Annotated in this window: 17 protein-coding genes; 6 read left to right on the top strand and 11 right to left on the bottom strand. The window is 69.0% G+C overall.

Going from position 1 to position 22,597, the window contains the following annotated elements:
* Nucleotides 1-94 precede the first annotated feature (94 nt).
* The 5 genes from BSZ36_RS02810 (at nt 95) to folK (ending at nt 6,124) form a co-directional block, all read left to right on the top strand.
* A complete protein-coding gene (locus tag BSZ36_RS02810; RefSeq protein WP_094545795.1) occupies nt 95-2,167 on the top strand; it encodes a tetratricopeptide repeat protein in 2,073 nt (690 codons plus the stop codon).
* Nucleotides 2,167-3,225 carry a hypothetical protein gene (locus BSZ36_RS02805; protein WP_094545793.1) on the top strand — a complete coding sequence of 353 codons (1,059 nt, stop codon included), beginning with the start codon at nt 2,167-2,169 and terminating at the stop codon, nt 3,223-3,225. The genes BSZ36_RS02810 and BSZ36_RS02805 overlap by 1 nt, the downstream gene beginning before the upstream one ends.
* A gap of 145 nt (nt 3,226-3,370) precedes the next feature.
* The gene (locus BSZ36_RS02800) at nt 3,371-4,228 is read left to right on the top strand and encodes a hypothetical protein (protein WP_094545791.1); all 858 of its coding nucleotides are present in this window, start codon (nt 3,371-3,373) and stop codon (nt 4,226-4,228) included.
* A 172-nt stretch (nt 4,229-4,400) separates the two neighbouring features.
* Nucleotides 4,401-4,763, top strand: a complete 363-nt coding sequence (gene folB, locus BSZ36_RS02795; protein WP_094551130.1) for a dihydroneopterin aldolase — start codon at nt 4,401-4,403, stop codon at nt 4,761-4,763.
* Complete coding sequence (folK, locus tag BSZ36_RS02790) at nt 4,760-6,124, top strand: 2-amino-4-hydroxy-6-hydroxymethyldihydropteridine diphosphokinase (RefSeq protein WP_094545789.1); 1,365 nt, start codon at nt 4,760-4,762, stop codon at nt 6,122-6,124. The genes folB and folK overlap by 4 nt, the downstream gene beginning before the upstream one ends.
* A 97-nt stretch (nt 6,125-6,221) precedes the next feature.
* Here folK and BSZ36_RS02785 read toward each other — a convergent pair whose 3' ends face one another.
* The 8 genes from BSZ36_RS02785 to BSZ36_RS02750 form a co-directional block, all read right to left on the bottom strand.
* The gene (locus tag BSZ36_RS02785; protein WP_094545787.1) at nt 6,222-7,343 is read right to left on the bottom strand and encodes a glycosyltransferase family 4 protein; all 1,122 of its coding nucleotides are present in this window, start codon (nt 7,341-7,343) and stop codon (nt 6,222-6,224) included.
* 9 nt (nt 7,344-7,352) lie between these two features.
* Nucleotides 7,353-8,555 carry a glycosyltransferase gene (locus BSZ36_RS02780; RefSeq protein ID WP_245837457.1) on the bottom strand — a complete coding sequence of 401 codons (1,203 nt, stop codon included), beginning with the start codon at nt 8,553-8,555 and terminating at the stop codon, nt 7,353-7,355.
* A 151-nt stretch (nt 8,556-8,706) separates the two neighbouring features.
* Nucleotides 8,707-11,379: a YfhO family protein gene (locus BSZ36_RS02775; RefSeq protein WP_094545782.1), complete on the bottom strand. Its 2,673-nt coding sequence runs from the start codon at nt 11,377-11,379 to the stop codon at nt 8,707-8,709.
* 124 nt (nt 11,380-11,503) lie between these two features.
* Nucleotides 11,504-12,073, bottom strand: a complete 570-nt coding sequence (locus BSZ36_RS02770) for a hypothetical protein (protein WP_094545780.1) — start codon at nt 12,071-12,073, stop codon at nt 11,504-11,506.
* Nucleotides 12,074-12,164: 91 nt separating this feature from the next.
* Entirely contained in the window at nt 12,165-12,974 is an 810-nt protein-coding gene (locus BSZ36_RS02765; protein ID WP_094545778.1) for a lysophospholipid acyltransferase family protein, read from the bottom strand.
* 63 nt (nt 12,975-13,037) lie between these two features.
* On the bottom strand, nt 13,038-13,778 hold the full coding sequence (locus tag BSZ36_RS02760) for an apurinic/apyrimidinic endonuclease family protein (protein WP_094545776.1): 741 nt from the start codon (nt 13,776-13,778) through the stop codon (nt 13,038-13,040).
* A 32-nt stretch (nt 13,779-13,810) separates the two neighbouring features.
* A complete protein-coding gene (locus BSZ36_RS02755) occupies nt 13,811-14,353 on the bottom strand; it encodes a hypothetical protein (protein ID WP_094545774.1) in 543 nt (180 codons plus the stop codon).
* A gap of 175 nt (nt 14,354-14,528) precedes the next feature.
* Nucleotides 14,529-15,632, bottom strand: a complete 1,104-nt coding sequence (locus tag BSZ36_RS02750) for a hypothetical protein (RefSeq protein ID WP_094545772.1) — start codon at nt 15,630-15,632, stop codon at nt 14,529-14,531.
* Between the two features lie 227 nt (nt 15,633-15,859).
* Here BSZ36_RS02750 and BSZ36_RS02745 point away from each other — a divergent pair, with 227 nt between their 5' ends.
* Complete coding sequence (locus tag BSZ36_RS02745) at nt 15,860-17,632, top strand: dynamin family protein (protein WP_094545770.1); 1,773 nt, start codon at nt 15,860-15,862, stop codon at nt 17,630-17,632.
* A gap of 122 nt (nt 17,633-17,754) precedes the next feature.
* Here the strand turns inward: BSZ36_RS02745 and BSZ36_RS02740 are convergent, their stop codons facing one another.
* The 3 genes from BSZ36_RS02740 to BSZ36_RS02730 all read right to left on the bottom strand — a co-directional run bounded on the left by BSZ36_RS02740 (nt 17,755) and on the right by BSZ36_RS02730 (nt 22,581).
* Nucleotides 17,755-19,167, bottom strand: coding sequence for a type II secretion system protein GspD (locus BSZ36_RS02740; RefSeq protein ID WP_094545768.1), 1,413 nt, complete (start codon nt 19,165-19,167; stop codon nt 17,755-17,757).
* 120 nt (nt 19,168-19,287) lie between these two features.
* On the bottom strand, nt 19,288-20,337 hold the full coding sequence (locus BSZ36_RS02735) for an ABC transporter C-terminal domain-containing protein (RefSeq protein WP_094545766.1): 1,050 nt from the start codon (nt 20,335-20,337) through the stop codon (nt 19,288-19,290).
* An 18-nt stretch (nt 20,338-20,355) separates the two neighbouring features.
* Nucleotides 20,356-22,581, bottom strand: coding sequence for a PilN domain-containing protein (locus BSZ36_RS02730; protein WP_094545764.1), 2,226 nt, complete (start codon nt 22,579-22,581; stop codon nt 20,356-20,358).
* Between the last annotated feature and the right edge of the window lie 16 nt (nt 22,582-22,597).

Genomic DNA, 22,597 nt, shown 5'->3' with positions numbered 1-22,597 from the left:
TGGGCAAGGCACGTGCCGACGCCTCGCGGAGCCGCCAGAGGCCGGGCTATCTTCCCCGAGCGGTCCCTTTTGACCGCTGCCCCGGTCCCCCGACGTGCGCGCCGCCCGCCCCCTCGCCCTCGTTCTCCCCCTCGCGATTGCCGCGGCCTACGCGCTCGCCGCGTGCGGCGGCGGCGATGCGGGCGCGGCCCTTGCCTCTGGCGGCGACGGCTGGACCTACGTCGGCGACGAGGCCTGCGCGTCCTGCCACGCCGACGTGTACACGGACTACCACCGGACCGGCATGGGCCGCTCGGTCTCCGTCTTCGATCCGCAAGAGGCCCCTGAGCAGTTCGGCCCCGATGGCGAGTCGCCCCAGGTCTGCGCCGACGACGGGTACTGCTACGTCGCCTTCGTGCGCGGCGACTCGCTGTTCCAGCGCGAGACGCGGCCGGACACGCCAGGCTGGGAGCGGACCCACGCGGTCAGCCACGTCGTGGGCTCGGGCAACGCTACGCGGTCCTACTTCATGACCGTCGGCGAGGCCGATTCCACGGCGGCGTACGTGACCGAGATGCCGCTGACGTGGTACGTGGAGCGCGAGCTCTGGGACCTCTCGCCCGGCTACAGCCAGACCAACCGGCGCTTTGAGCGGCCCATCAACCTGGAGTGCATGGCGTGCCACAACACGGCCCCCACGCACGCCACCAGCCAGAACGCCTACGGTGAGATCCCGCTCGGCATCTCGTGCGAGCGCTGCCACGGGCCGGGCTCGGCCCACGTGGAGGCCTTCGACGCCGGCGGCGCGCCAGAGGACACCCGCATCGTCAACCCGTCCAAGCTCAGCGCCGAACTGGAGCTCGACGTGTGCCAGCAGTGCCACCTCACCGGCCTGAGCGTGTTCGCGCCCGGCGAGGACGCTTCCACCTATCGCCCCGGACGGCCTCTGGCGGCGCACCGCGCCGTGTTCGTGCGGCAGGAGGAGTTGGACGACCCGGAGTCGTTCGGCATCGCGAGCCACGCCGAGCGGATGCGCAAAAGCGCGTGCTTCCAGGAGACCGCCGGCCTGGAGAACGCGATGACGTGCACGACGTGCCACGACCCGCACAAGCCCGCCGAGGAGGGCAGCTACAACGTGACGTGCCAGAGCTGCCACGGCGGCGCGGCGCACGAAACCGTCTGCTCCCGCCCGGACACCTCCGGCTTGGAGGACGCGATGACGGGCGACTGCGTGAGTTGCCACATGCGCAGCGCAGGCACGAGCGACATCCCCCACGTCTCGTTTACCGACCACTGGATTCAGCGCGACCCCGCGCCCAGCCAGACCGGCACGCGTCTGGCGGAAGAGGCCTTTGAGCGCCAGACGCCGTTTACACTCGTGGACCTCGCCGGCGCGCGCGCCTCTGGCGCCGAGGCGGACGTGCAGGCCGGCATCGCGTACCTCACGCTGTACGATACAGAGCACCGCCTTCCGCACTACCTCACGGAGGCCACGACGCGCATCCGCCGAGGCCTCGACGCGGGCGCGGACCGTGCGGACGCCTACATCGCGCTAGGTCGCGCGCTGCTCGCTCAGAACGACTTCGGTGGTGCCGAGACGGCCCTCTCCGAAGCTGTCCGGCGCGATCCGCAGAACGCCTACGCCGCCTACTGGCTCGGCGTAACCCGCACCACGCGCGGCGACGCCAGAGGCGCCGTCGCTCCGCTCCGCGACGCCGTCCGCCTCGCGCCGCGCTTTACCGAGGCGCGGACCGAGCTTGCCGAGGCGCTCGGAGCCTCTGGCGACGTTGCGGGTGCCGTGCGCGAGCTGGAGCGGGTCGTGCGGCAGGACCCCGTCCACCACGTTGGCGCCTGGAACGACCTCGGGCTGTACCGCCTCCAACTCGGGCAGGTAGAGCCCGCGCGCCAGGCACTCCGCCGCGCCGTGGCCCTCGACCCGATGCTCGCGCCGGCCTGGGTCACACTCGGCGCCGCCGCGCTCCAAACCGGCGACGCGCCAGAGGCCGAGCGCGCCTTTCTCCGCGCCCTCCGCGCCGACCCGGCCAGCACGGGCGCGCTCGGAAACCTGGCCGTGATCCGCGCCCAGCAGGGCCGCATCGGCGACGCCCGCACGTTGCTCCGGCAGCTTCTGGCGGCCGACCCGTCCGACCAGCGCGCCCGCGCCCTTCTCGCCGAACTCGGCTCCTGATGTTTTCGATGGACCCACGGACGCCCCGCGCCTCTGGCGCCAACAACGGATATGCCGGCGGTGTGTCCCGACCCAAGACCGTGTGCGCCTCTCGCGCCAGAGGCTGGCTGCTTGGGCTCCTCTGCCTAGGGGTCCTCGCCGGATGTGGCGGGGGCGGCGCCGTTGATGTGCAAACCGCCGAAAGCGTCCCGCTACGTCTGGATAAGAAAGACCCGGAACGCCTGGTCCGCTCCGTTCTCGGCGGCTACACGGCCGAAGCGGGCGCCGACCCGTTCGAGGCCGGGCTGGTAAGCGGCGAGGGCGACGGCCTCACGCTCCACCCACAGAAGCTCGCCCCCGCCATCCGCCAGCAGCTCTCCGACGCCGACGGCGACGGCGCCATCGGACCCGACGAGTGGACCGACTGGGTAGAGGCTACCTACTACAGCGCCAGAGGCCTGCCCGCGACCGTCGCGGCCCTGCGCGAAGCGGTCCCGTACGCCTCTGGCGACGCGGCGTGGTTCGAGGTGGAGGTGGACGGCGTGATGACGGCGGCGCGGCGGCGCCTCTTCCTCCCCGTCACGGCCGTGCGCGCGGCGCTAGAAGCCCACGCCAGAGGCGACGGGCTGATGTACCCCGCCGGAACGTGGATCATCGGCGAGCACCTCATTGACGGCGAGGTGGTGGAGACGACGGTGAAGCACCGGCGCGAGGACGGCTATTGGGACTTCGCGGTGTACGACGGCTCTGGTGCCCTCGCGCCCGCGACCTCCACCGAGCCGCGCGCGCTCCGCACGCCGACGCAGTGCACGGGCTGCCACCTCGGACAAAAGCTTTTCGAGCCCGAAAAGTCCTGGCCCGGCGCCGCCTCGGATGGCCCCTTCGGCCCCCGCGCCTACCACGTCCCCGATGCGTGGCGCTCGCCAGAGGCGGCGGCGCTGTTCAACGAGCACGCCCGCCGCGACGACGGCGTGCTCGGGCTGTACGGCACGCTCTACGCCTCCCAACTCCTCACCGACCGAGCCTCTGGCGCGATCTCGCCAGAGGACGCGGCATTTCTGGACCGCCTCGGGCTGTAGCGGGACCGGATTGCTGTCGGCCGAAGCCTCTGGCGATGTGCCGGAAGGCGGCATTTTTCCGCGCGAGAGGAAAAGGACACGGACGTGATTGGTCCTGAACCTCAGAGGCCGACGTATGGATGGAGTACACCCCTCCATCCTGGATATGTACCGTCTCCTACTCGCGCTCCTTCTCACCCTCCCGCTCACCGCATCGGCGCAGTTCACGCGGAGCCGCGCTGCGACGCCGATTTCGAGAGCATCACTGGTGGCCGTCCCGGACATGGGCCACGGACCGAAAACCACGGTCCGCGTCTCCGGCACCGACGCCGGCGAGATTTCTGCCGAAGCCGTGGTTCCAGATGGAGGCTGGGTGTACGGCATCGAGATCGGAGAGAAGTCCGACGTGCCATGCCACCTCCGCCTCCGCTGGGCCACCATTGACGACGATAACATCACCGTAGCGTCCACCATCGCGTCCTCGTGCCACGGCAATCCGACAAGCCGCAGCATGACGGCCGTCGGCTTCAACTACCGGAACACCTACGAAGAGTGGTCCGGCACGTGGACAGAAACCCTGACCCTCGGCGGCGGCCCTCTCGGCCTCAACCTGATCGGCAACGCCATTGCGAGCGCGTTCGACAACAGCACCCCGCGCTACCCGCTCCCGTACCTCAGCGAGCCCAACAACCCGCCCGTCGCGCTGAAAGGCCTCAAGGTGTGCCAGCGGAACCGGAACGACCGGATGAAAGGGATCGCGGTACGTGGCGTGACGCTGCAGAAAAACAGGGCCAACGGTCGGTTCGATACGCGCCCGATTCAGGAGAACGGCCGGTGGGTGGAGCCTTCCTTTGAACGCCCCAACTGCAACGACTGGGACGACATGGAGGTCTGCCCGAACGGAGAGGTCATGGTCGGCGTCCTGATCCGGGGCGAGCGCAACGGCAACTACGTGTCTGCCCGGCCCCGCATGAGCATCGAGGGCCTCGCCCCCATCTGTTCGCGGCTGCTGATCGAGGACTGAGCACCCGGACCGGACCCATCGCGGCCTGCTCGGCACATGACCGGGCAGGCCGCCGTGCGTTCGCGCGCCTCGCACCTCGCCTCTGGCGCCAGAGGCCCGGCGAAATCCCCGCGTGCGGCTTGCCGCCGGCGCCCGCGCCTCGGACCTTGGGCGCACCCCGCCTCTCGCGCCCGTGCTCGCCACCGTCCGCCTCGTCAACGCCGTCTTTTACGCTCACCACGGCGTGCTGGAAGAGGAGCACAAGATCGGCGGCCGGTTCGAAGTGGACGTCGCGATGGACCTCGACATCACCGAAGCGGCCGAGACGGACGACCTGACCAAGACCGTCGACTACGAGCGCGTGTACCGCATCGCGCAAGAGGTGGTGATGGGCAACTCCTCGTACCTCATCGAGCGGCTCGCACACCGCATTGGGGCGGCGGTTTTGGAGGCCTCGCCACGCGTGGAGCACGTAGAGGTCACGGTCCGCAAGCCCAACCCGCCCGTGGGCGGACCGGCCGAGCGCGCCGAGGTCTGCGTCCGCCTCGCGCGATGACTGACGAGTCCTGTATGGGAAACGAGGGGAAGGGCAGCCCCCCCGCCTCTGGCGCGAACGGAGAGGGGCAGGCGGAGCGCGCAGCTTTTGCCCCCCCCTCGTCCCTCGCTCCCTCTCGCGTCTACATCGGTCTCGGCTCCAACGTCGGCGACCGGCTCGCGGCGCTCCAAACTGCGCTGAGCGCGCTGGAAGCCTCTGGCGTGCGCGTAGAGGCCATCTCGCCCGCCTACGAAACCGAGGCGCATGTCCGTCCGGGCGCCCCGCCGCAGCCCGACCACCTCAACGCCGTCGCGCGCGTGAGCACGCCATTAGCGCCAGAGCCGCTTCTGGACGTGCTGCACCGCATCGAGCGCGAGGCCGGGCGCGACCACCAGGCCGAGCCCTGGAGCCCGCGGCCGCTCGATCTCGACGTGCTCCTGTGGGGTGACCGCACCCTCGCGACCGACCGCCTCACGGTCCCACACCCTCGTCTTCGCCAGCGGCGCTTCGTACTCGCGCCGCTGGCCGACCTCGCGTGCGATCTTGCCGTCCCCGGAACGGGCCGGACCGTTCAGCAGCTCCTCGCCGAGACGCCCGACGACGCCCGCGCCGAGCGCTCGCCAGAGGCGCTTTCTGCCCCCGCCTCTGGCGCGCCTGACACGCCGGCGTCACCGGCGCTGCGCCATTCTCCCCTCCCGCCCCCTGCTGGTTCTATGTCCCTGGCCCTCCCCGACCACCTCCGCTACATCGCGGTCGAAGGCGTGATTGGCGCCGGGAAGAGCACGCTGGCGCGGATGCTGGCCGAGAAAACGGACGCCCGGATGGTGCTCGAATCGTTCGAGGACAACCCGTTCCTGGAGCGGTTCTACAGCGACCCGGAGCGGTGGGCGTTTCAGACGCAGCTCACGTTCCTCGCGAGCCGCTTCCGGCAGCAGAAGGCGCTCGCCACGCGCGACCTGTTCCAGACGAGCGTCGTCTCGGACTACACGTTCGACAAGGACCGCATTTTTGCGCGCGTCACGCTAGACGGCGACGAGCACCAGCTCTACGAGAGCCTGTTCTCGCTCATGGAGCCTACGATCCCCGCGCCGGACCTCGTGGTATACCTCCGCTCGTCCGTGGACCGCCTGATGCACAACGTGGCGCTCCGCGGCCGCTCCTACGAGGCGCAGATGGACCCCGCCTACCTCGCGGAGCTGACCGACGCGTACGACCGCTACTTCTTCCACTACACCCGGAGCCCGCTGCTGATCGTTAACGCGACGCAGATCGACTTCGTGAAGGAGCCCAGCCACTTCGAGGAACTGATCCGCGCGATCCGCCAAATGCGCGGCGGCACGACGTATTTCAACCCGCCGGGCGAGATGCAGCTCTCGTTCTAGGGACTGGGGACTGGGAGCTGCGCGTTCGCGGCCTCTTGCGCCCGGCGCACCATCCTCGCGAGCAGCACTCGCATGGGCCTCTGGCGCCAGAGGCGTGCTACGCCAGGGGCCAGTCGCAGGCGGGGACGCCGGGGCGCTCGCCGTCCAAGAGCGCATCCAGCAGTCCGAAGAGTTCGCGGCGGCGGCGCTCGCGCGGGAACGTGTCCGCGATGTGGGCGCGGGCGCGCCGCCGCAGAGCCTCTGGCGCGGCGAGGGCCTCGCGGACCGCCGCAGCGATGGCGAGCGGATCCGGGTCATCCACGATCCAGCCCGCATCGCCGATGGCGTCCGGGATGCCGAAAACGTTGCTGCCGACAGGCGCACACCCGCAGAGCATGGCCTCGCAGAGCACGTTCGGCATCCCTTCGGCGCGGGAGAGTTGGAGGTAGACCGAGGCCTGCCCGTACACCGCGGCCAGCATCTCGCGAGGGAGCGCGCGGATAAACTCAACGTTGGCCGGCGGGTGGTACCGCTCGCGCACCGCCGCCTCGTCCATCCGCATCCCGACGACCTGAAACGGCACGTCGGGCATCGCGCGGGCAACCTCGATCAACACGTCCAGACCCTTGCGCAGAAACGTCGTGTGCGAGTCCACGGTCGCGACGGAGAGCACGGACGGCTTCCGGTCTATTGCGCCGAGCGGCCACGCGTCCGGGTCGTAGCCCGTCGGGACAACAGTGCATTTCGTCTGCAAGCGCGGCACGTGGACCGCGACACCCTGCGCCTCGGCGCCAGAGGCGCGGAGAAAGGTGTTCTGGGACCGGACCAGAGAGCCCGAGACCGGGAAGAGCGCGTCTGCAGCACCCAGCACGCGCTTCGCCAGAGGTCCGCGCCAGGACGAGGCGAAAACGCCGTAGCCAAGGTCCGGAAGGTCCATCGCGTCGTAGCCGCCCATGGCGAGCGCGAGCGGGATCGGGCGCCTCTGGCGCACCAGAGGCCAGATGTGGTAGTCCGCGAACCAGCCGTAGAGGAGGTCGGCGGTCGCGGCCTCGGCGGCGGTCCAGGCGCTGAGGCGCGCCATGCCGCGGACGAGCGCGGCGGCCTTGCCGAGTGAGCCTCTGGCGACATCGACGCCGAACTCGTGGCTGCGCACATCGTAGCGCTCGGCGAGGAGCGAGAGGTCGTCGCGGACGAACGAGGTCGGCTGGAGGTACGAAAAAAGGATCCGGGGGCGTCGCATGATGGGAAGCTAGCGAGCGCCGTCGCGGACCAAGGCCGCCACCTCCCCCGCCTGCGCCCGCCGCGAGAGAGTCCCCAGCGCCTCTGGCGCCGCGCCCGCCAGGGGCGATCCGGCTTCCCACGCGCGGTAGTGCTCCCGCACGACCTCGGCAGCGCCTCTGGCGTCGTCGCGCGCGACGAGCGTGCCGCCGCCGGTCTCACGCAAGAGGCGGTCTGCGTCGGCGCCCACCGGGCCGAGCGCGAGGACGGGTCGCGTGCTCGCGAGGTACTCGTAGAGCTTGCCCGTCAGGATGCCTTCGTCCTTGCGCACCGGCTCGATGGAGAGCACGAGCAGCCCCGCGCGGGCCATCGCGCGGACCGCCTCGTCGTGCGGAACCACCGGCGTGCGGTCCACGATCTCCGTCAGGCCGTGCGCCGCCAGCGACGCCTCCACCACACCATCTACGCGACCGACGAGGCGAACGCGCAGCTTCGGGACCTCGCCTCTGGCGCGGAGGTCGGCGATCGCGCGCCAGAGGCCTTCCGGGTTGCGCGGGCCGTAGAGGCTGCCCACGTGCGCGATCTCGAACGCGTCGGTGCGCACCGGCTCGTCCACGTCCGCAAAGTCGGCGGGATCGAAGCCGTTCTGGATGATCTCGACGGAGTCCGATCCCAGCCCGCCCTGTTCTTCCAGATCGCGCCCCCACGTCGGGCTGACGGTGATCACGCGGTCGGCCTCGCGCAGCACGCGGCGCTCCAGCGCATGATCCAGCCGCCGCGCCAGAGGCGTCATGGGGAGCTCGTCGTAGAACGTGATGCCCGTCCACGGATCGCGAAAGTCCGCAATCCACTGGATGCCGAGCGCCTGCCTCTGGCGGCGAAGGCGGAGCCCGACGAGGTGCGCCGAGTGCGGCGGACCGGAGGTCAGCATGGCGCCGACGTCGCCTCTGGCGAGGCGCTCACGAGCGGCGCGGACGGCGAAAGGCACCCAGCCGACGCGGGCGTCTGGCAGGAACACGTTCGCGCGCGCCCACAGCCCCAGCTTTTTCCCCCACGAGTCCGTATCCGCCACGCTGCCGACGGCGACGGCCTCTTTCCGGCTCGTGCCCGTAATGGCGCCGTACAGCCCGAACGGGTCCAGCGCCTTCGTCCGGATCACCTCCACGCCCGGGGGCACGTCGGTCTCCAGCGTGGGGTCGAGGCTGGGGTACGCCCCGGCCTCGACGGTGAGCACGATGGGCTCCACGCCGTACTCGCGGAGGTACTTCGTGTACTTCAGCGTCCGCTGGACGCCCGCGCCGCCCGAGGGCGGGAAGTAGTAAGTGACGAGGAGGAGTTTCAGAGCGGGTGGGGAGCGGTCGGAGGCAGGCCTCTGGCGCCAGAGGCTAGTCCTCGGTGCCGTGGCCTCGGCGGTACCACAGGAGCCCGCTGAGCGCGATCACGCCGAGGTACGTCAGCAGCGTCGCGATCCAGGCGATCGTGACGCCCTGCTTGTGCGATTCGGGGCGGAACCGCATCGTCACGACGTGGCGGCCTTCAGGCAGCGGGACGCCGCGGAGGAGGTAGTTCGCACGCACGATGGGGGCCTCCCGAGAGTCCACCGTCGCCGTCCAGCCCGCCGGGTAATAGATCTCGTTGACGACGAGCAGGCTCGGCGCGTCGGCCGCGACGGTCCACACGATCTCGTCGGGTGAGAAGCGCACGAGCGAGACGCCCGGCGCCAGAGGCCGCGCCCCGAGCGAGTCCATCGCGGTGTCGACGGCCAAGGAGTCCGCCAAGAGCGAGTCGGCCGCTGGCGCCAGAGGCATCCGTCCGCCCGCGAGGGCGAACCCGTCGGGCAGCGGCTCGTGGAGCAGCGCCGTCTGGCGGAGGTCGACTTCGCCGGAGCGGATCCGCGCGATCATCGCCGGATCGTCCTCGATCACCTCGGCGTCCTGCACCAGGAAGGCACGCGGCAACGCGTCCGGGTTCTCCGCCACGACGAGGCCTGTGGCCGGGTCTTGGAACAGCGGCGTCGTGCTGGGTAGCGCCCCGCCGGGCAGGACTACGTAGCGCGCCGCTAGCAGGTCGATCGCCGTCTCGTTCAGCCCCGTCGAGTCGTCGGGCAACAGGCGGTCGAAGTAGTCTTGGATCAGCGCGAGCTTGGCGCCGTGGTAGCCGCCGACGGACTCGTAGAAAGCCGAGGAGTACGCGTTCTGAGACGGGTTCGGGGGCAGTACGCGGAACGTGCCGGGACCGCCGGCTTCGATCACGCGCTCCTCGATAAACCGGTCCGCGTCTCCCTCCGGGACCGCCACGGCGAGGTCGGACCGCCGCCGGAGCGCGTCCACGTCCTCGTTGAAGTACCGCCGCCCGACGCCCCACAGGTCAATCGTCACGAGAAGCGCGAGCCCGGTGAGGGCCGCCCACGATGGGATCTTGCCCCAGAGACGCGCCGCGACGAGCGTGAGGGCGAACGCCAGAAGCAAGAGCGCCCGCCACGCGTCGCCCGTGAGCATCTCGGCGCGTTCGGAGCGCGTCTGCGAAAGGATCTGCCCGATCTGCTGTCGCACCGCCGGGTCCTGCGTGTCCAGCCCCTGCTGAGCCGCCATCTGCTCGATCTGCACTCCCTCGCCCTCTTTCTCTAGGGAAAGCAGGCTCGGCCCCGCCACCGCCAGAAGCCCAAGGATCACCGCGAAGGCGCCGGCCGTCGCCAGGGCGGTTCTCCGCTTGCGCGTCTCGGCCTCTGGCGTCGCCTCGCGCCGCTGCACGTAGTAGGCGCCCCAGCCCGACAAAAGCGCGAGGAGCAGCGCCGTGGCTGCAAGCCACGTTTCCGGCACGCGGAACGAGCTGAAGAGAGGGAGGAGCTCAAAGGCCGGGCGGTTGAGCAGCGAGAAGTTCTCCCCCAGCGCGAAGAGGATCGTCAGCACGCCCGCCCCCGTGAAGGCGAAAACCGAGCGCCGCGCGACCCCGGCGATGCCCAACACGGCGAGGAAGAGAACCACCGGCCCGACGTAGTGCGGCCCGGACGTGAACACTTTGGGTCCCCAGTACGTCGGGCTCGCACCGCCGTAGGCGCCCGAGACCAGCAGCGTCAACGTCTCCCCCACGCCCTGGCTCCAGTTCATCGCGTACTGCCACGCGAGGCCGCCGCCCGGACCCGCGGAGCGCGTCGTGAAAGCTTTGTACTCCCACTGCACGAGGTATGGGTGTGCCACCATGAGAAGCGCCAGAACCGAGCCTGCGAGCAGGAACAGCGTTGACAGGCCGTACGCTTTGAGCTGCCCGGTTTTGACGTCGGCGATGCCCTCCGCCACCCACCATATAGCCGCGATGATGACGACGTAGTAGGTGATCTGCACGTGCCCCGCGCGCAGGTTCACGGCCGCCGCAATCGCGAACAAGCCTGTCAGGAGCGCCGCCAGCTGCCAGCCGGACCCCGCAGGCCTTCGGATCAGCGCCCCGAACGCGAGCAGGAGCCACGGCGCCCACGCCAGCGCGATAAACTTCGAGTTGTGCCCCGCCACGAGGATGATGGGCAGGTACGTCGAGAGCCCGTACCCCACGGCCCCGATCACGCCCGCCAGAGGCGTTCGCGTGAGGAACACTACGAGGGCGTACGCGCCGAAGAGCAGCACGACGAGGTGCGCCAGAGGCCACAGCCCCACCTTCCGAAGCGCGCTCGGAATGGAGTCCACGCTGGGCGGGCCGGCGGTGTCGTGGATGAGGTAGGCCGGCATCCCCGCAAACACGTTCGGGGTCCAGAGCGCCCGTTTGCCGCCGGTTTCCTCCCAGTCCAAGAGTGCTTCGGCAGTCGCTCGCCACCGAACGGTGTCATCGCCCGCGAGCTTCTTGCCGCCGAACGTCGCCGGCGCCGTAAAGCCCAGCGCTACGATGAGCAAAAAGCCGAGGCTGATGGCGTGGCGCCCCCACGCGGGCAGGTTCTCCCACCACGTCTTCTCGCCCAGCGTAGGTCCCACATGGCGCACGCGGCCCCGCTTGCGCCACTCCTTGTTCCCCTCCAACGGAGCGGGTTTGTTCGTTTTGCTGGTGGGCGTGCTACGGGTGGACTTCGCCATGACGGGGCGCGCCTCTGGCGGCGCGATTCAAGAGGGGGTGTCGGCGCCAGAAGCTCGGGGTCTCCGCGCACCGGTGCGAAGATACCCGTCCTCTCCCCTCCTCCCACGCCAGAGGCCTCTGGCGCTACCCGCGCGCGGTCCGAGCCGGCGCGTCCGTCTGCGACGCGGACCACAACGGCGCGAGGCGGCCGGAGACGTCGCGCGTGAGGTACCGCACGGCGCGGACGCCCTCTGGCGCGTTCGTCCCGATCACGAAAAGCTGGAGGTTGGGCGGCGCCAGGGAGCACACCGGCTCTACGATGCCGTCGCCCTGGGCGCAAGGCGGTGCCGCAGCAAGCGTTTCCACGAACGCGCTCGGCACCACGAAAAGCGTGTCGCCGGCCGCTTGCGCCGAGAGGGGCGGGACGCGCTCAGCCTCGTAGTCGCTGAACTCCGCGCGCAAGACCACCTCTGACTGGGACGTAGAGGACACGCCCGGCGTCTGCGCGCCGAGGCCAACCCACACGTTCTGCGCGACGCCGCCCTCTTCTAGTTCAAACACGACCGTCAACGTGTCCGATGGCTCGGGATCCGCGCGCAGGATCAGCGTGTCCTCCACGAACTCATAGTCGGGGAAATTGCAATCGAAGCCACCGCATGCCGCCAGAGGCATTGCAAGGGCGAGAAGGGCGGTCGGGATGGCGAAGCGGTTCATGAGCAGAGGGTGCGTGTATGCGGGGTACGGACGTTGCCGGGCAGGTGCTGCACGCCTCTGGCGCGAAAGAGACCTCGGCCTTCCATTCCTGCTATTCGCCAGAGGCCGGCACGAGAGGCGCGACGGCCTCCATCTCCGCGCGGATCCACGCCTCAACACGCTCTGAGAGCGCGACGGCATCTCGGCGCGTCATTCCCTCGGTCGAAATAGGCTCTCCCAACACGAGACGGACTTCTCCTGAGCTGGAATACAGGCCCTTCTCGTCCAGCACGCCCGCGTTGCCGATGATAGCGACCGGCACGACCGGCACGCCAGACTCGATGGCGAGCACGAACGGGCCGCGCATGAACGGCAGCAGGCCGTGCCGCCAGGACCGCCCACCCTCGGGGAAGAGCAAAACGGAGGCGCCCCCACGAATCCTTTCCGCGCACTCCTGCAAACTCGCGAGCGCCTTTTTAGGCCCGCTGCGGTCGATGAACAGGCACGCGGTCCGCTCCAGCACCCATCCGACGAACGGCCACGACCGGAGGCTCTTCTTGGCGCCGAACACGAACGGGACAGGAATCCCCGCCGAGAGGACCGGCACGTCCATCGAGTTCTGGTGGTTGCTCACAAACACCACCGGCTCCGGCACGGCTACGCGGACGTCCACACGCAAGCGGATCCCACACATCCCGAGGATGAAGCGCGCCCATGGATCCATCCACGTCCGGAACGTCTTCGCACCCGGCTTGAACGCCGAATGGATCACGACGCACGGGCTCATGGTGGCCGTAAAAAACCCCATGACCGCCAGAAGCCATCCGAAGTGTGCCCGGTGGGCGAACGAAGGCGTGAGGTCCGTCCGCACGAGGCTCGGCCTCTGGCGGGACGGCGGCGTGGGCACGACGGTGCTGGACATGCCGCCAAGATACCGGCGGGTTCTCACTTTGCCGCGTCGCGCGCGAGGAACCTCAGCAGGCCTCTAAGCCGCCGCCTTTCGGGCCATACGCACGTGACGGATCAACGCCGTTGCCGTTGCCAACCCCTTCTGGGGCACGCCACCGAACGCGAGGACCACGGGCCCTTCGAAACCGGCCTGACAGAGCGGGATCAATCCCGACGCCTCTGGCGCGGCTTCCGCAAACGCCTCGTCGGCTTCGATGCCCGCCAGAGGGGTGCCCACGAGTGCCTTCGCGCTCGCCAGAGGCTCCTCGCCGGCCTCTCGCGAGGCCGCGACCGACCACCAGCCGACCACCGACGGGTGACCGATGGAACCGACGAGATCCGCGAGCGCCTCCGCGCTCGCCGCCTCGCCTTCGTTGCGGACCGCGAGCGTCAGGCCGTACCCTGCCGCCACGTCTCCCGCTCGCTTCAGCACGCCAGACGCCTGAGACACCTCTCGCGGCGCGGCTCCCATCGGTCCGACGATGACGGTCCGGGTGCGCATCCGAGTGCAAAACGGCGCGAGTGCGGCGAGCGCTTCCAGATCATCCAATCCTGCCGCCGGCGCGGTCGCGTCGCCCTCAAACAGCCCGGGGTCTACCGCCTCCAGCGGCATCTCGGCGTCTTCCAGCAGGCGGCGGAGTTGCGCCTCGTTGACGTGAGGCACCCGCTGCCTGCCGACGGTGCGGAGCACGACGGCTTCGAAGCCCCAGAGCAGCGCCGAGTCGAGCGCTCGGCGGGGATCGGCGGAAACCGTATCGGTGAGGAGAGTGGGGAGCATGGAGCGAGCCTCTGGCGCCAGAGGCGAGTCGGTTACCGTGTGTACACCGAGGGAGAAGGGGTCGCGGCGAGCGAGAGCACCTCGTAGAGGCGTGCCGCGAGAGTGGCCGCGTTGGCCTCTGGCGCGAGGGCCTGAACCGGGCGTCCCGCGAGGGAATCCGGACCGGCGGTGCCGACGCGGAGGACAGACAAGACGGCCTCGCGATTCCAGAGCCGAAGCGGGGCCCGTACGTCGTCTCCGAGCACGACCAAGACGGAGCGGGCCGGGATCTGCGTGTACGCGCCAGAGGCCACGAGCATCCGTGACGCCTCGATCAGCGCGAGGTCCGAGACGCCATCGCGAGAGGCCGCCACCACGATGAGCGAATCCTTGTGGAGCGGCCCGCGCCCAGGAATCCACCCCGCCAGGGTTCGTCCGTCCACGCCTACGACGAACCGCCCGCTCTTGCCGGGCACGCGTGCGTCCGCCAGAGGCGCCACGCCAGAGGCGGCCAGGGCGTCTGCTGCGATCTGGGTTCGGGCCGCGTCACTTCCAGCCTCCGCAAGCGCCTCCGAGAGGTCGTCGAGGCGACGCAAGTCGGGCGTCAGCAGCTCCCCCGGACGTGCGCTCGGCAGCGGCAGACCGCCTCCGAAACATCCCGCCAGAGGCAGAAGGCATGCGACGAGGAGCGCCCAAACCAAGGGGGGCCGCCTGACTACTGCCAGACGGCCCCCTTGCCGGACGGTGGGGTCCAGTTGAATCACTGCGGGATCATTCGAAGCCGACAGAGAGACCGAAGGTCAGGCCGAAGGTCGGCTTAGGACCGTTCGCGCCGTCGATCGGCAGGCCGTACACGTTGTACTCGTCCTGCAGACCGCCCTTCACGTAGAGGGAGGCGGGAAGGCTCGGCGGCTTGACGCGGAGGTACGGGGAGAGCGTGCTGACGTAACCACCGATGTTCTCGGTCGTGCCTGCGGTGCCTGCACCGTTGCGGTCAACCGGCTGACGGTCGCGAGCGACGATCTGGGCTGCAACGCCGACCTCTGCGAAGGAGACCCGCAGGCCCGTTCCGAGGACGAAGTTCCAGACGCCGTCGCCCTCCTCGCCGAAGAGGTCTTCGTTGTTGCCGTCAGGGCCCGTCGAGTTGTTGCACGGAGCGGGGTACACGTCGCAGTTCTCGAGGATGATGTACCGGTCGATGCCACCGAAGACGCGGAAGCCGCGAGCCGGGTAATCGAAGTCGACGCCGAGCTGGATCGCGTCACGGTTGTCGGAGCGCGAGATGTCGATCGGGAGACCGTTCTCGTTGAACTCCTGGTCGTCACCGAGGTCGAGCATGTAGCCGCCGTGGATGCCGAGAACCTTGCCGCGAGCAGATGCGAAGATCTTGACGTTCTGAACGCTGAAATCGCTCGAGAGCTCGTCACCGGTCTGAGAGAACGGGCCAGCCGTGCCGGAGATCGTGTTCTTCGCGCCCGTCAGGACACCGCCGACGCCGACGCTGAACTTCGAGAAGCTGATCGGGTTGATCTGGAGGCCAACCGCAGCGCGCTGCGAGTTGATCTCGGCGTCTCCACCGATGATGGCGCCACCGCCAACGCTCGGCTCCTGAGCCTCGCCTGCGGTGTCGTAGATCTCGTCAGCACCGCCGAAGCCGTACTCGATCCAGAACTTGATGGGGGAGGCAGCCGAGGGGCGACCGAGAGCGTACGTGTCAACGGTGGGGGACAACTCAGCGTTATCACCGACGATCAAGACGGACTCCTGAGCGTCGGCCTTTTTGCTCTTGGTCCCGTCCTTGTCACCGTCCCCACCTGTGGGGTTAGCAGACAGGAGGGATCCGGCCAGAAGGCCGACGAGTGCAACATTCAGCATGGAAGGGGGCCTCTTAAGGAGGGTGCGGGTGAGGAAGTGCAGTAGGAAAGGTAGGAAACGCGCTAGAGCGGGGGCAACAGCGCGATATGTGCGCCGTGCTAATTCCGTGGCACGCTTCCGATCCCAACCCACGGCCCGGACCGGAGTTCCGAGAAGGGATGCCGAATTGGGACCTCAGAGAGCCTCTGGCGCGGGCCTAGATTGCCCTCCCGTCCCCGACTCGCCCCATGCCATCCGCTCCTGCTCCCCTCCCCGCCAGCCTCCCGCCAGAGGCTGACGCGTTGCTCCAGCGGGAACGCGCGCTTCTTACGGACCTCGGCGCGCTCCTCGATCGCGCGGGGGCCTCTGGCGACGAACAACGCCGCTTGGCAGACCTTGCGAGCGGCCTCGGCGAGTTGTTCCTGTTCGTCGTCGCGGGGGAGTTCAACGCAGGGAAATCCACGCTCGTTAACGCCCTGTTTGGGAAGCGCGTGATGGAAGAGGGCCCCGTCCCCACGACAGACAAGATCACGGTCCTGCGGCACGGGGACACGGAGGAGACGCATCGCCGGAGCGAGTTCGTCACCGAGCGCCGCCTACCCGCTCCGTTTCTGCAGCACCTCGCGCTCGTGGACACGCCGGGCACGAACTCCATCATCAAGGAGCACCAAGCCCTGACCGAGGACTTCGTGCCCCGCGCCGACCTGGTGCTGTTCGTGACGAGCGTGGAGCGTCCGCTGAGCGAAAGCGAGCGCCAGTTCCTGGAGTATGTCCGCGAGACCTGGGGGCGACGCCTCGTCGTCGCCGTCAACAAATCCGACCTGGCCTCTGGCGAGGAGGCGCTTCAGCAAGTCCTCGCGCACGTGCGCGACGGGCTCACGGCCATGATGGGCCAGGCGCCGATCACCTTTCCCGTCGCCGCGCGGAAGGCGTTGGAGGCCAAGCTGGAATCGCCAGAGGCCCCGCAAACGCACCCCTCATGGGACGAGAGCCGCTTTGGCGCGTTCGAGCGGTTTATCCGCGAGACGCTGACCGCTGACGCCCGCCTCTCGCTCAAGCTTTCTGCCCCGCTGGACGCCACGCGCGCGCTCCTGAGCCGCGCCCGCCAGAGGCTGGACGAGCGGCACGCTCACTTGGAAGAGGACGCGGCAGCGCTCGGCGCGTTGCAGGAGCGGTTCGCCCAGGCCGAGAGCACGATGGCCGAGGTCGTCGGCGGCTCCGTTAGCGAGGTGGACCGGCAGCTTCTGGAGATGGAGAAGCGCGGCGCCCGCTTTTTAGACGACACCATCCGCGTGAGCAAGATCGGCCTCTTGCGCGATCGCGCCGCGTTCCAGGACGAGTTCAACCGGCAGGTAGTCCGCGATGCCGAAAAGGGCATCGAGGCACGCATCGGCGAAAGTGCCGACGGCCTCTTGCGCCACGCGCACGACCTCTGGCGCGACGTCTACAACCGGCTCTCGGCGCTCCGCCAGAGAAACGAAACGACGGCCGGCGACTCCTTCATCCACGACAGAGACGCCATCCTGCGCGACGCCGTCCGCGAGACCCGGCGCGCGCTCGACACCATCGACCTCGACGAGGAAGCGCGGCGCATCCTCGAAAACGCCCGCTCGGCGCTGACCGTTGGGGGCATGACCGCGGCGGGGATCGGCGCGATCGGCGTGGCGCTCATCTTCGCGACGGTCCTGGACGTGACCGGGGGCATTCTCGCCACGGGCGCCATCGCGACGCTGGGCTTCGTGGTCCTGCCCATGCAGCGCCGCCGCGCCGTCAAGGACTTCACAGACCGCGTTTCCGCCTTACGGGAAGAGATCGGCCGCGTGCTCAGGACCGAACTCGGGCAGGAGGCCGACAAAGCAGTAGGCCGCGTCCGCGCCCTCGTCGAGCCATTGGACACCCTCGTGGCCGAGCAACGCGAGGCTGCCCGTACCGACCGCGCCGAGGCCGACCGCCTGGAAGCCGAGGCCGATGCCATCGGCGCCGAGGTGGCGCGCCGCTACGGCGCCGCCGAAGGCGTGTAGCCTCTGGCGGTTCTCCGGATCAAGTCCGGATTCCGCCTCTGGCGCCAGAGGCCTACGCCAACAGAAAGCGCCCCGGCCCTCGTGAGAGAGCCGGGGCGCGGACCCGTCGCCAGAGGCGGGGCTTAGCGGCGGTCGCGGGCGTCGACTTCGATGGGGCCCATCGTGTCGAGGTCCTCCATGCGGTCACCGGCGCCGTCGTTGAGACGGTTGAGGCGCTGGCGGACGCGGTCGCGGGCATCCTCGAGGATCTCCCCGTCGCGGCTCGGGGCACGCATCCGGGTGCGGAGGTCGTCCATGACCTCAGCCTGGAGCACGACAACGAGTTCCTTCTGCGTCTCCTGACGAGACGTGTAGCCGAAGATGAAGCTCAGGATCGGGATGTCCTTGAGGATCGGCACACCCTTACGGGAATACGTCTCGTCGGTCGAGGTCAGGCCACCGATGGCCGTCATCTCACCGTCGAGCAGCATCACCTCGGTCTGCACGTCGTTCTTGAACACGCCGACGCTGCCGTTGATGATGCGAGAGTTGCTCTTCTCCACCTTGACGTCGAGGTGGATGAACTCGATCTCCTGACCGTCGACCTCCTCCACGATCAGCGTAGGCGTCACGTCGATGATGGTACCGGTGGAAATGAACTGCGTGAGCGTGTTGCCCTGGAAGTCCCGCGTGTTGATCGGGATGTCCTCACCGGACTGCATCTTGCCCTGGATGCCGCTGCGCACGGTCACGCTTGGCGACGCGAGAGTCTGGCCGTAGCCGTTCTCCTCGAAGTAGCGGAACAGGCTCGCAAGCTGGCTCAGTGGCACGCGGTCGGAGCTGGCCTGGATAAAGCCGTCCAGCGCGTCGAAGAACGAACCAGCGTCGAGGAAGAAGGTCACGCCAGAGCTTTCACCCTGGGTGCCACCACCCGTGTTACCGCCTGTCGAGGCGCCGCTCTCAGCAGACGCCTCTCCAAAGATGGAGGCCCAGTTGGTGCCCACCTCGCGGGACTTGTTGCGGTTGAGTTCGAACACGATGGCCGAGATGTGGATCTCACGCTCTTGTGCCGAGACAGATGCTGCGTTCGAACCTCCGCCAACGGCGCGAGGCCCGGCGTCGATCTGCGTGATCGTCTGCTGGTCCGACGTCGTCGCGACGATCGTCTGGTCGATGATGACCGCAGGCTCCTCGATGATGAAGTAGCCCTCCGTCTCGCGGAAGTCGAGGTTCTGGCGGTCCAGGACGAGCTCGAACGCGTCAACGAAGTGGACGCCGTTGAGCGAGACGCCGATCGGATCCTCGCGGTCCTCGGGGTCCACCACGCTCTTCCCCGTTACACGGCGGAAGACGGGGTTGACGAGGCTGATGAACTCGTCCATCGGCATCCCAGCAGGGAACGAGACGAGCTCGTCTGGCGGGATGTAGGCGCGGACGGTGCGGGTTTGGGCGTTGGCGGCGGGCGCGGCACCGTAGGTGGCGGCGAGGCCAGCGGCGGCCACGAGGGCCACCATCGCGTATCGAGATACGGAGCGCGAGAGGCGGGTCGGGGTCATGGGTTCGCCCAGGAGGCGGTCGGGGGTGTACAAGTATCGGCGGGTGGGGCAGCGCCCTAAACCGGAGCGGTCACCTTGTGCGCCAGAGGCCAAGCGCGTGGCCTCTGGCGCCGGAGGCGCTTAGTCGTCGGAAGGCTGCGGCGTGCGCGGGATCTCCGCGCTCTGGTACAGCGAGTGCCCCTCGGCCTCTGGCGTGCCCGGGGCGGGCGGAGCGGCTTCGAGGACCGGGCCGGCGGCGGGGCCGCGGCGCAGCGAGGCGTCGCCGAGGGCCTGGCGGTACCGGGCGCCCGTGTTGAGGTCGACTTCCACGCGTTCGCGGATGCCCCCCTTGTTGAGGCTGATCACGACCCGCGCGGTGCGCGCGTCGATCGAGCTGATGCGTCCGAGGTAGACGCGGTCGCCCGTGCGGAGCTGCCGCATCTCGCCCTCCCGCATAAAGACGGCCGTTCCGCCGATCACGGCTGAGAGGCTGTCCGACTCCACGTCCACGAGGTCGTCCGAGTTGGGCGGAAGCGTCTCGAGGATGTAGGGATAGAACGGGTTCGTCGCAGCGCGGCGCGGCGGGTAGGCTGCGGCCGGGAGAGCGGTTACGCTGTCGGGCGCGGAGATCTGGCTGTGGGCGCCGTAGAAGGCGTCGACTTCCATCGAGAACTCGGCGAGGACCACCTGGCGCTCTACGTCGCCGTCGGTCACGGTCGTGACCAGCTTCTTGACGTTGAGGTCGCGGATGCGGTACATCCCGCGGTTGTTCTCCACGTGCCAGATAAACGAGAAGAGGCTCTCGAAGTAGGCCTGCCCGTTGACCGAGTACGTGTAGTAGCTCGACGTGCCGCCCTGGGTCTGGCCTGAAAGCGAGAGGTCGAACGTGCGGAAGCCGCGGGAGGACAGCGCGTTGAGGTACGCCACCACGTCGGCAGACGACAGCGACGACGGGAGCACCTTGTAGCGGGTGTTCCAGCGCTGCAGCGCGAGCGCGGCGTCTTCGTCCGCCATCGCTTGCTCGGCGATCAGGGTTTCTACCTCCGCCTTCCGGTTCTCGATGGCCTCGATCTCTTCGTCGAGCGCCTCGATCTCGGCGGGCTGCTGTTTCTGCGTGATATAGTACCCGGACCCTGCGGCGACCGCGAGGAAGGCCGCTAGGATGAGCGTGTTGAGGACTTCGTTACTCATGACCGTTGGGGTCCAGGGTTAGTTGTTGTCGGGGGTGGTGGGCGCGGGCTCGCCAGAGGCCTCTGGCGGGGCGGCTTGCGCGGCCACGGGCGCCGCGGCGTCCAGACCCGCGAGGGCGTCCAGAGCTGGCGGCACGGGCTCGCCGAGTTGTGCCCGGAGGTACTTGGCCGTCTGCGGCAACTCGATCGGCGAGGGCATATCGAGGCGGAACTCGTAGACCGGATAGCCGCGGGTGTCCTGGTACGTCACCTGTTCGATGACCGCGTCCAAGCGCTGCGCGAGGCTGACGACCCGGGCGCGGGACGTCGCGAAGCCGTGAAGCGCCACGGAGGCGCCGTTGGGCTGCCAGTCCTCGAACCAGACGCCGCCAGAGGCGCTGACGGCGCGCGAGGTGCGCACTAGCTCCTGCGTCCAGCGGTCGGTCCCGTAGAGCAGGGAGTCCATCGCCGCAAGCGCGCTGGTGATCTCCATCTGCGCCTGGCGCAGGCTGTCGATCCGCATCTGGAGCTCCGGAACGGCCATGGTGGCCTCTGGCGGGTACTCCGCCAGCGTCTGCTCCCGCTCGGCGATGTCGCTCGCCTGGGTGAAGTAGAGGCCGATAAAGAAGACGACGCTCAGGAAGAGCAGCACGCCTACAACGAGGGTGTGCCAGCCAAACGTGAGGTCCATCCGGCGCTTCTTCTTGCGAAGCGCCTTGGGCAGGAGGTTGGCGTCTGGGAAATAGCTGTTCTTCCCGCCGAGGATGGACAGCGCGGCGCCAGCGGCCTCCACGGACTCCGCTCCTAGGACCTTCGGGTCCTCGTCCGCGCCAGGGGCCTCTGGCGAGATCACGCCGAGGTCTCCGAGGAGCGCGCCGAGCGACTCGACGCGGGCGTCCGGGTAGAACGCGGAGAAGCCCTGCACCAGGTCATCCTGCCGCTCGTCTGCGAGCACGACCACGTTGTGGACCGTCCCGACGCCCTGGACGTCCTGCTGGAGCAGCACGCGCGAGCAGATCGTGTCCGGGCCGTCGTAGGCCGTCACGCTCTGCATGGGCTCCATGTGGTGGAGCTCGCCGCCGGAAAGCAGGAGCACAAGCGTGTCCTCGGCGCCCACGCGCACAACGGCGGTGTTCTCGTGAGGCTCGGAGGGGCACGCGAGGGCCGCCAAGCCCATCAGGAGCGGCACCTCGGCCTCGATGGTCTTGAACGCCGTCCGACGGTGCTTGGACTGCTCGCGGAGCATCGAGATCGCCGGCACGACGGGGTCCGTCGGCTGCGGGATGATCGCGAGGTAGCGAGGCCGGCCCTCCCGCTTCGTCATCGGCACGAACGCCACGCGGTCGGTGTCGATCTCGCGGCCGGGCTGAGACGGCGGGAGAAGCGAGACGAGCTTGTCCCGCTTTACCGTCACGGGCGCTGTCTCTTCGCCCTTCTTGCTCTTCTTGGCCTTCTTCGCCTTCTTGTCTGCCGGGACGAGCACTTCGAAGTACTCGACATCCGGCGGAGCGATGCCGAAGGCAAGCGCTGGCTTGTCGTAGCCGCTCTGCGCGAGCTCTTCCAGCATGTCGCGCAGCTCGAACACGATGGGCTGGGCCGCCGCTCTCGGCTGCCCGATGGCGCCCATGTCGATGCCTACGTCACCCGGCGTAGCGATCCCGTCGAACTCGCCCGTGAAGTCGAGTTCCTGGCCGCTGCCGAAGCGGACCGAGCCGTCGTCGAGCCCCGCGCCGTCGAGGTCGGCGATGCCCACGTCCGAAGGCGTCATCGCGCCAGAGGTGTCCTCCGCGTTCTGGTTCCGGACGCGCGAAAGCGTCTGAAGCGCCGAGTAGTTCCCGCTCCCCTCGCTCTTGAGCAACACGCCGTAGACGTGCGTCGGCGTCACGTTGATGCCGAGCACGATCTGCTGCGTCCCGCGCGAGCGAGAAGACTTACCTGCCGCTTTGCGGGCGCGTCGGCGCCGCGGGCGCGCGACGGGGGCCGCGACGAGGGCGTCGCCCTCCTCTACCGGCATCTCGGCTACGGCCTCTGGCGAAACGGCCTCTACGGAAGCCGCGTCCTCGAAGTACGAGTCCGCGCCTCCGGCGAAGCTGGCGGCTTCAAGCGCGGGCTCGAAGTCCTCGTCGGAAAACGCGCCGCCGAAGAAGTCGCTCGCGCCAGGGGCCGTGCTCTCGTGCGAGGAGCCGTCTCCGATACCCCCCGTGAACGGGTTGGTGTCGTCGGGATCGCCCTCGAAGGGGTTGGGTGGAAGGGGCGTGTCGCTCATGGGTCGGGGGGGTGCG

The organism is Rubricoccus marinus (genome assembly GCF_002257665.1).
GTDB lineage: Bacteria > Bacteroidota > Rhodothermia > Rhodothermales > Rubricoccaceae > Rubricoccus > Rubricoccus marinus.
Note: the sequence above shows the minus strand (reverse complement) of the source record. Positions and strands in the feature narration are given on the sequence as shown.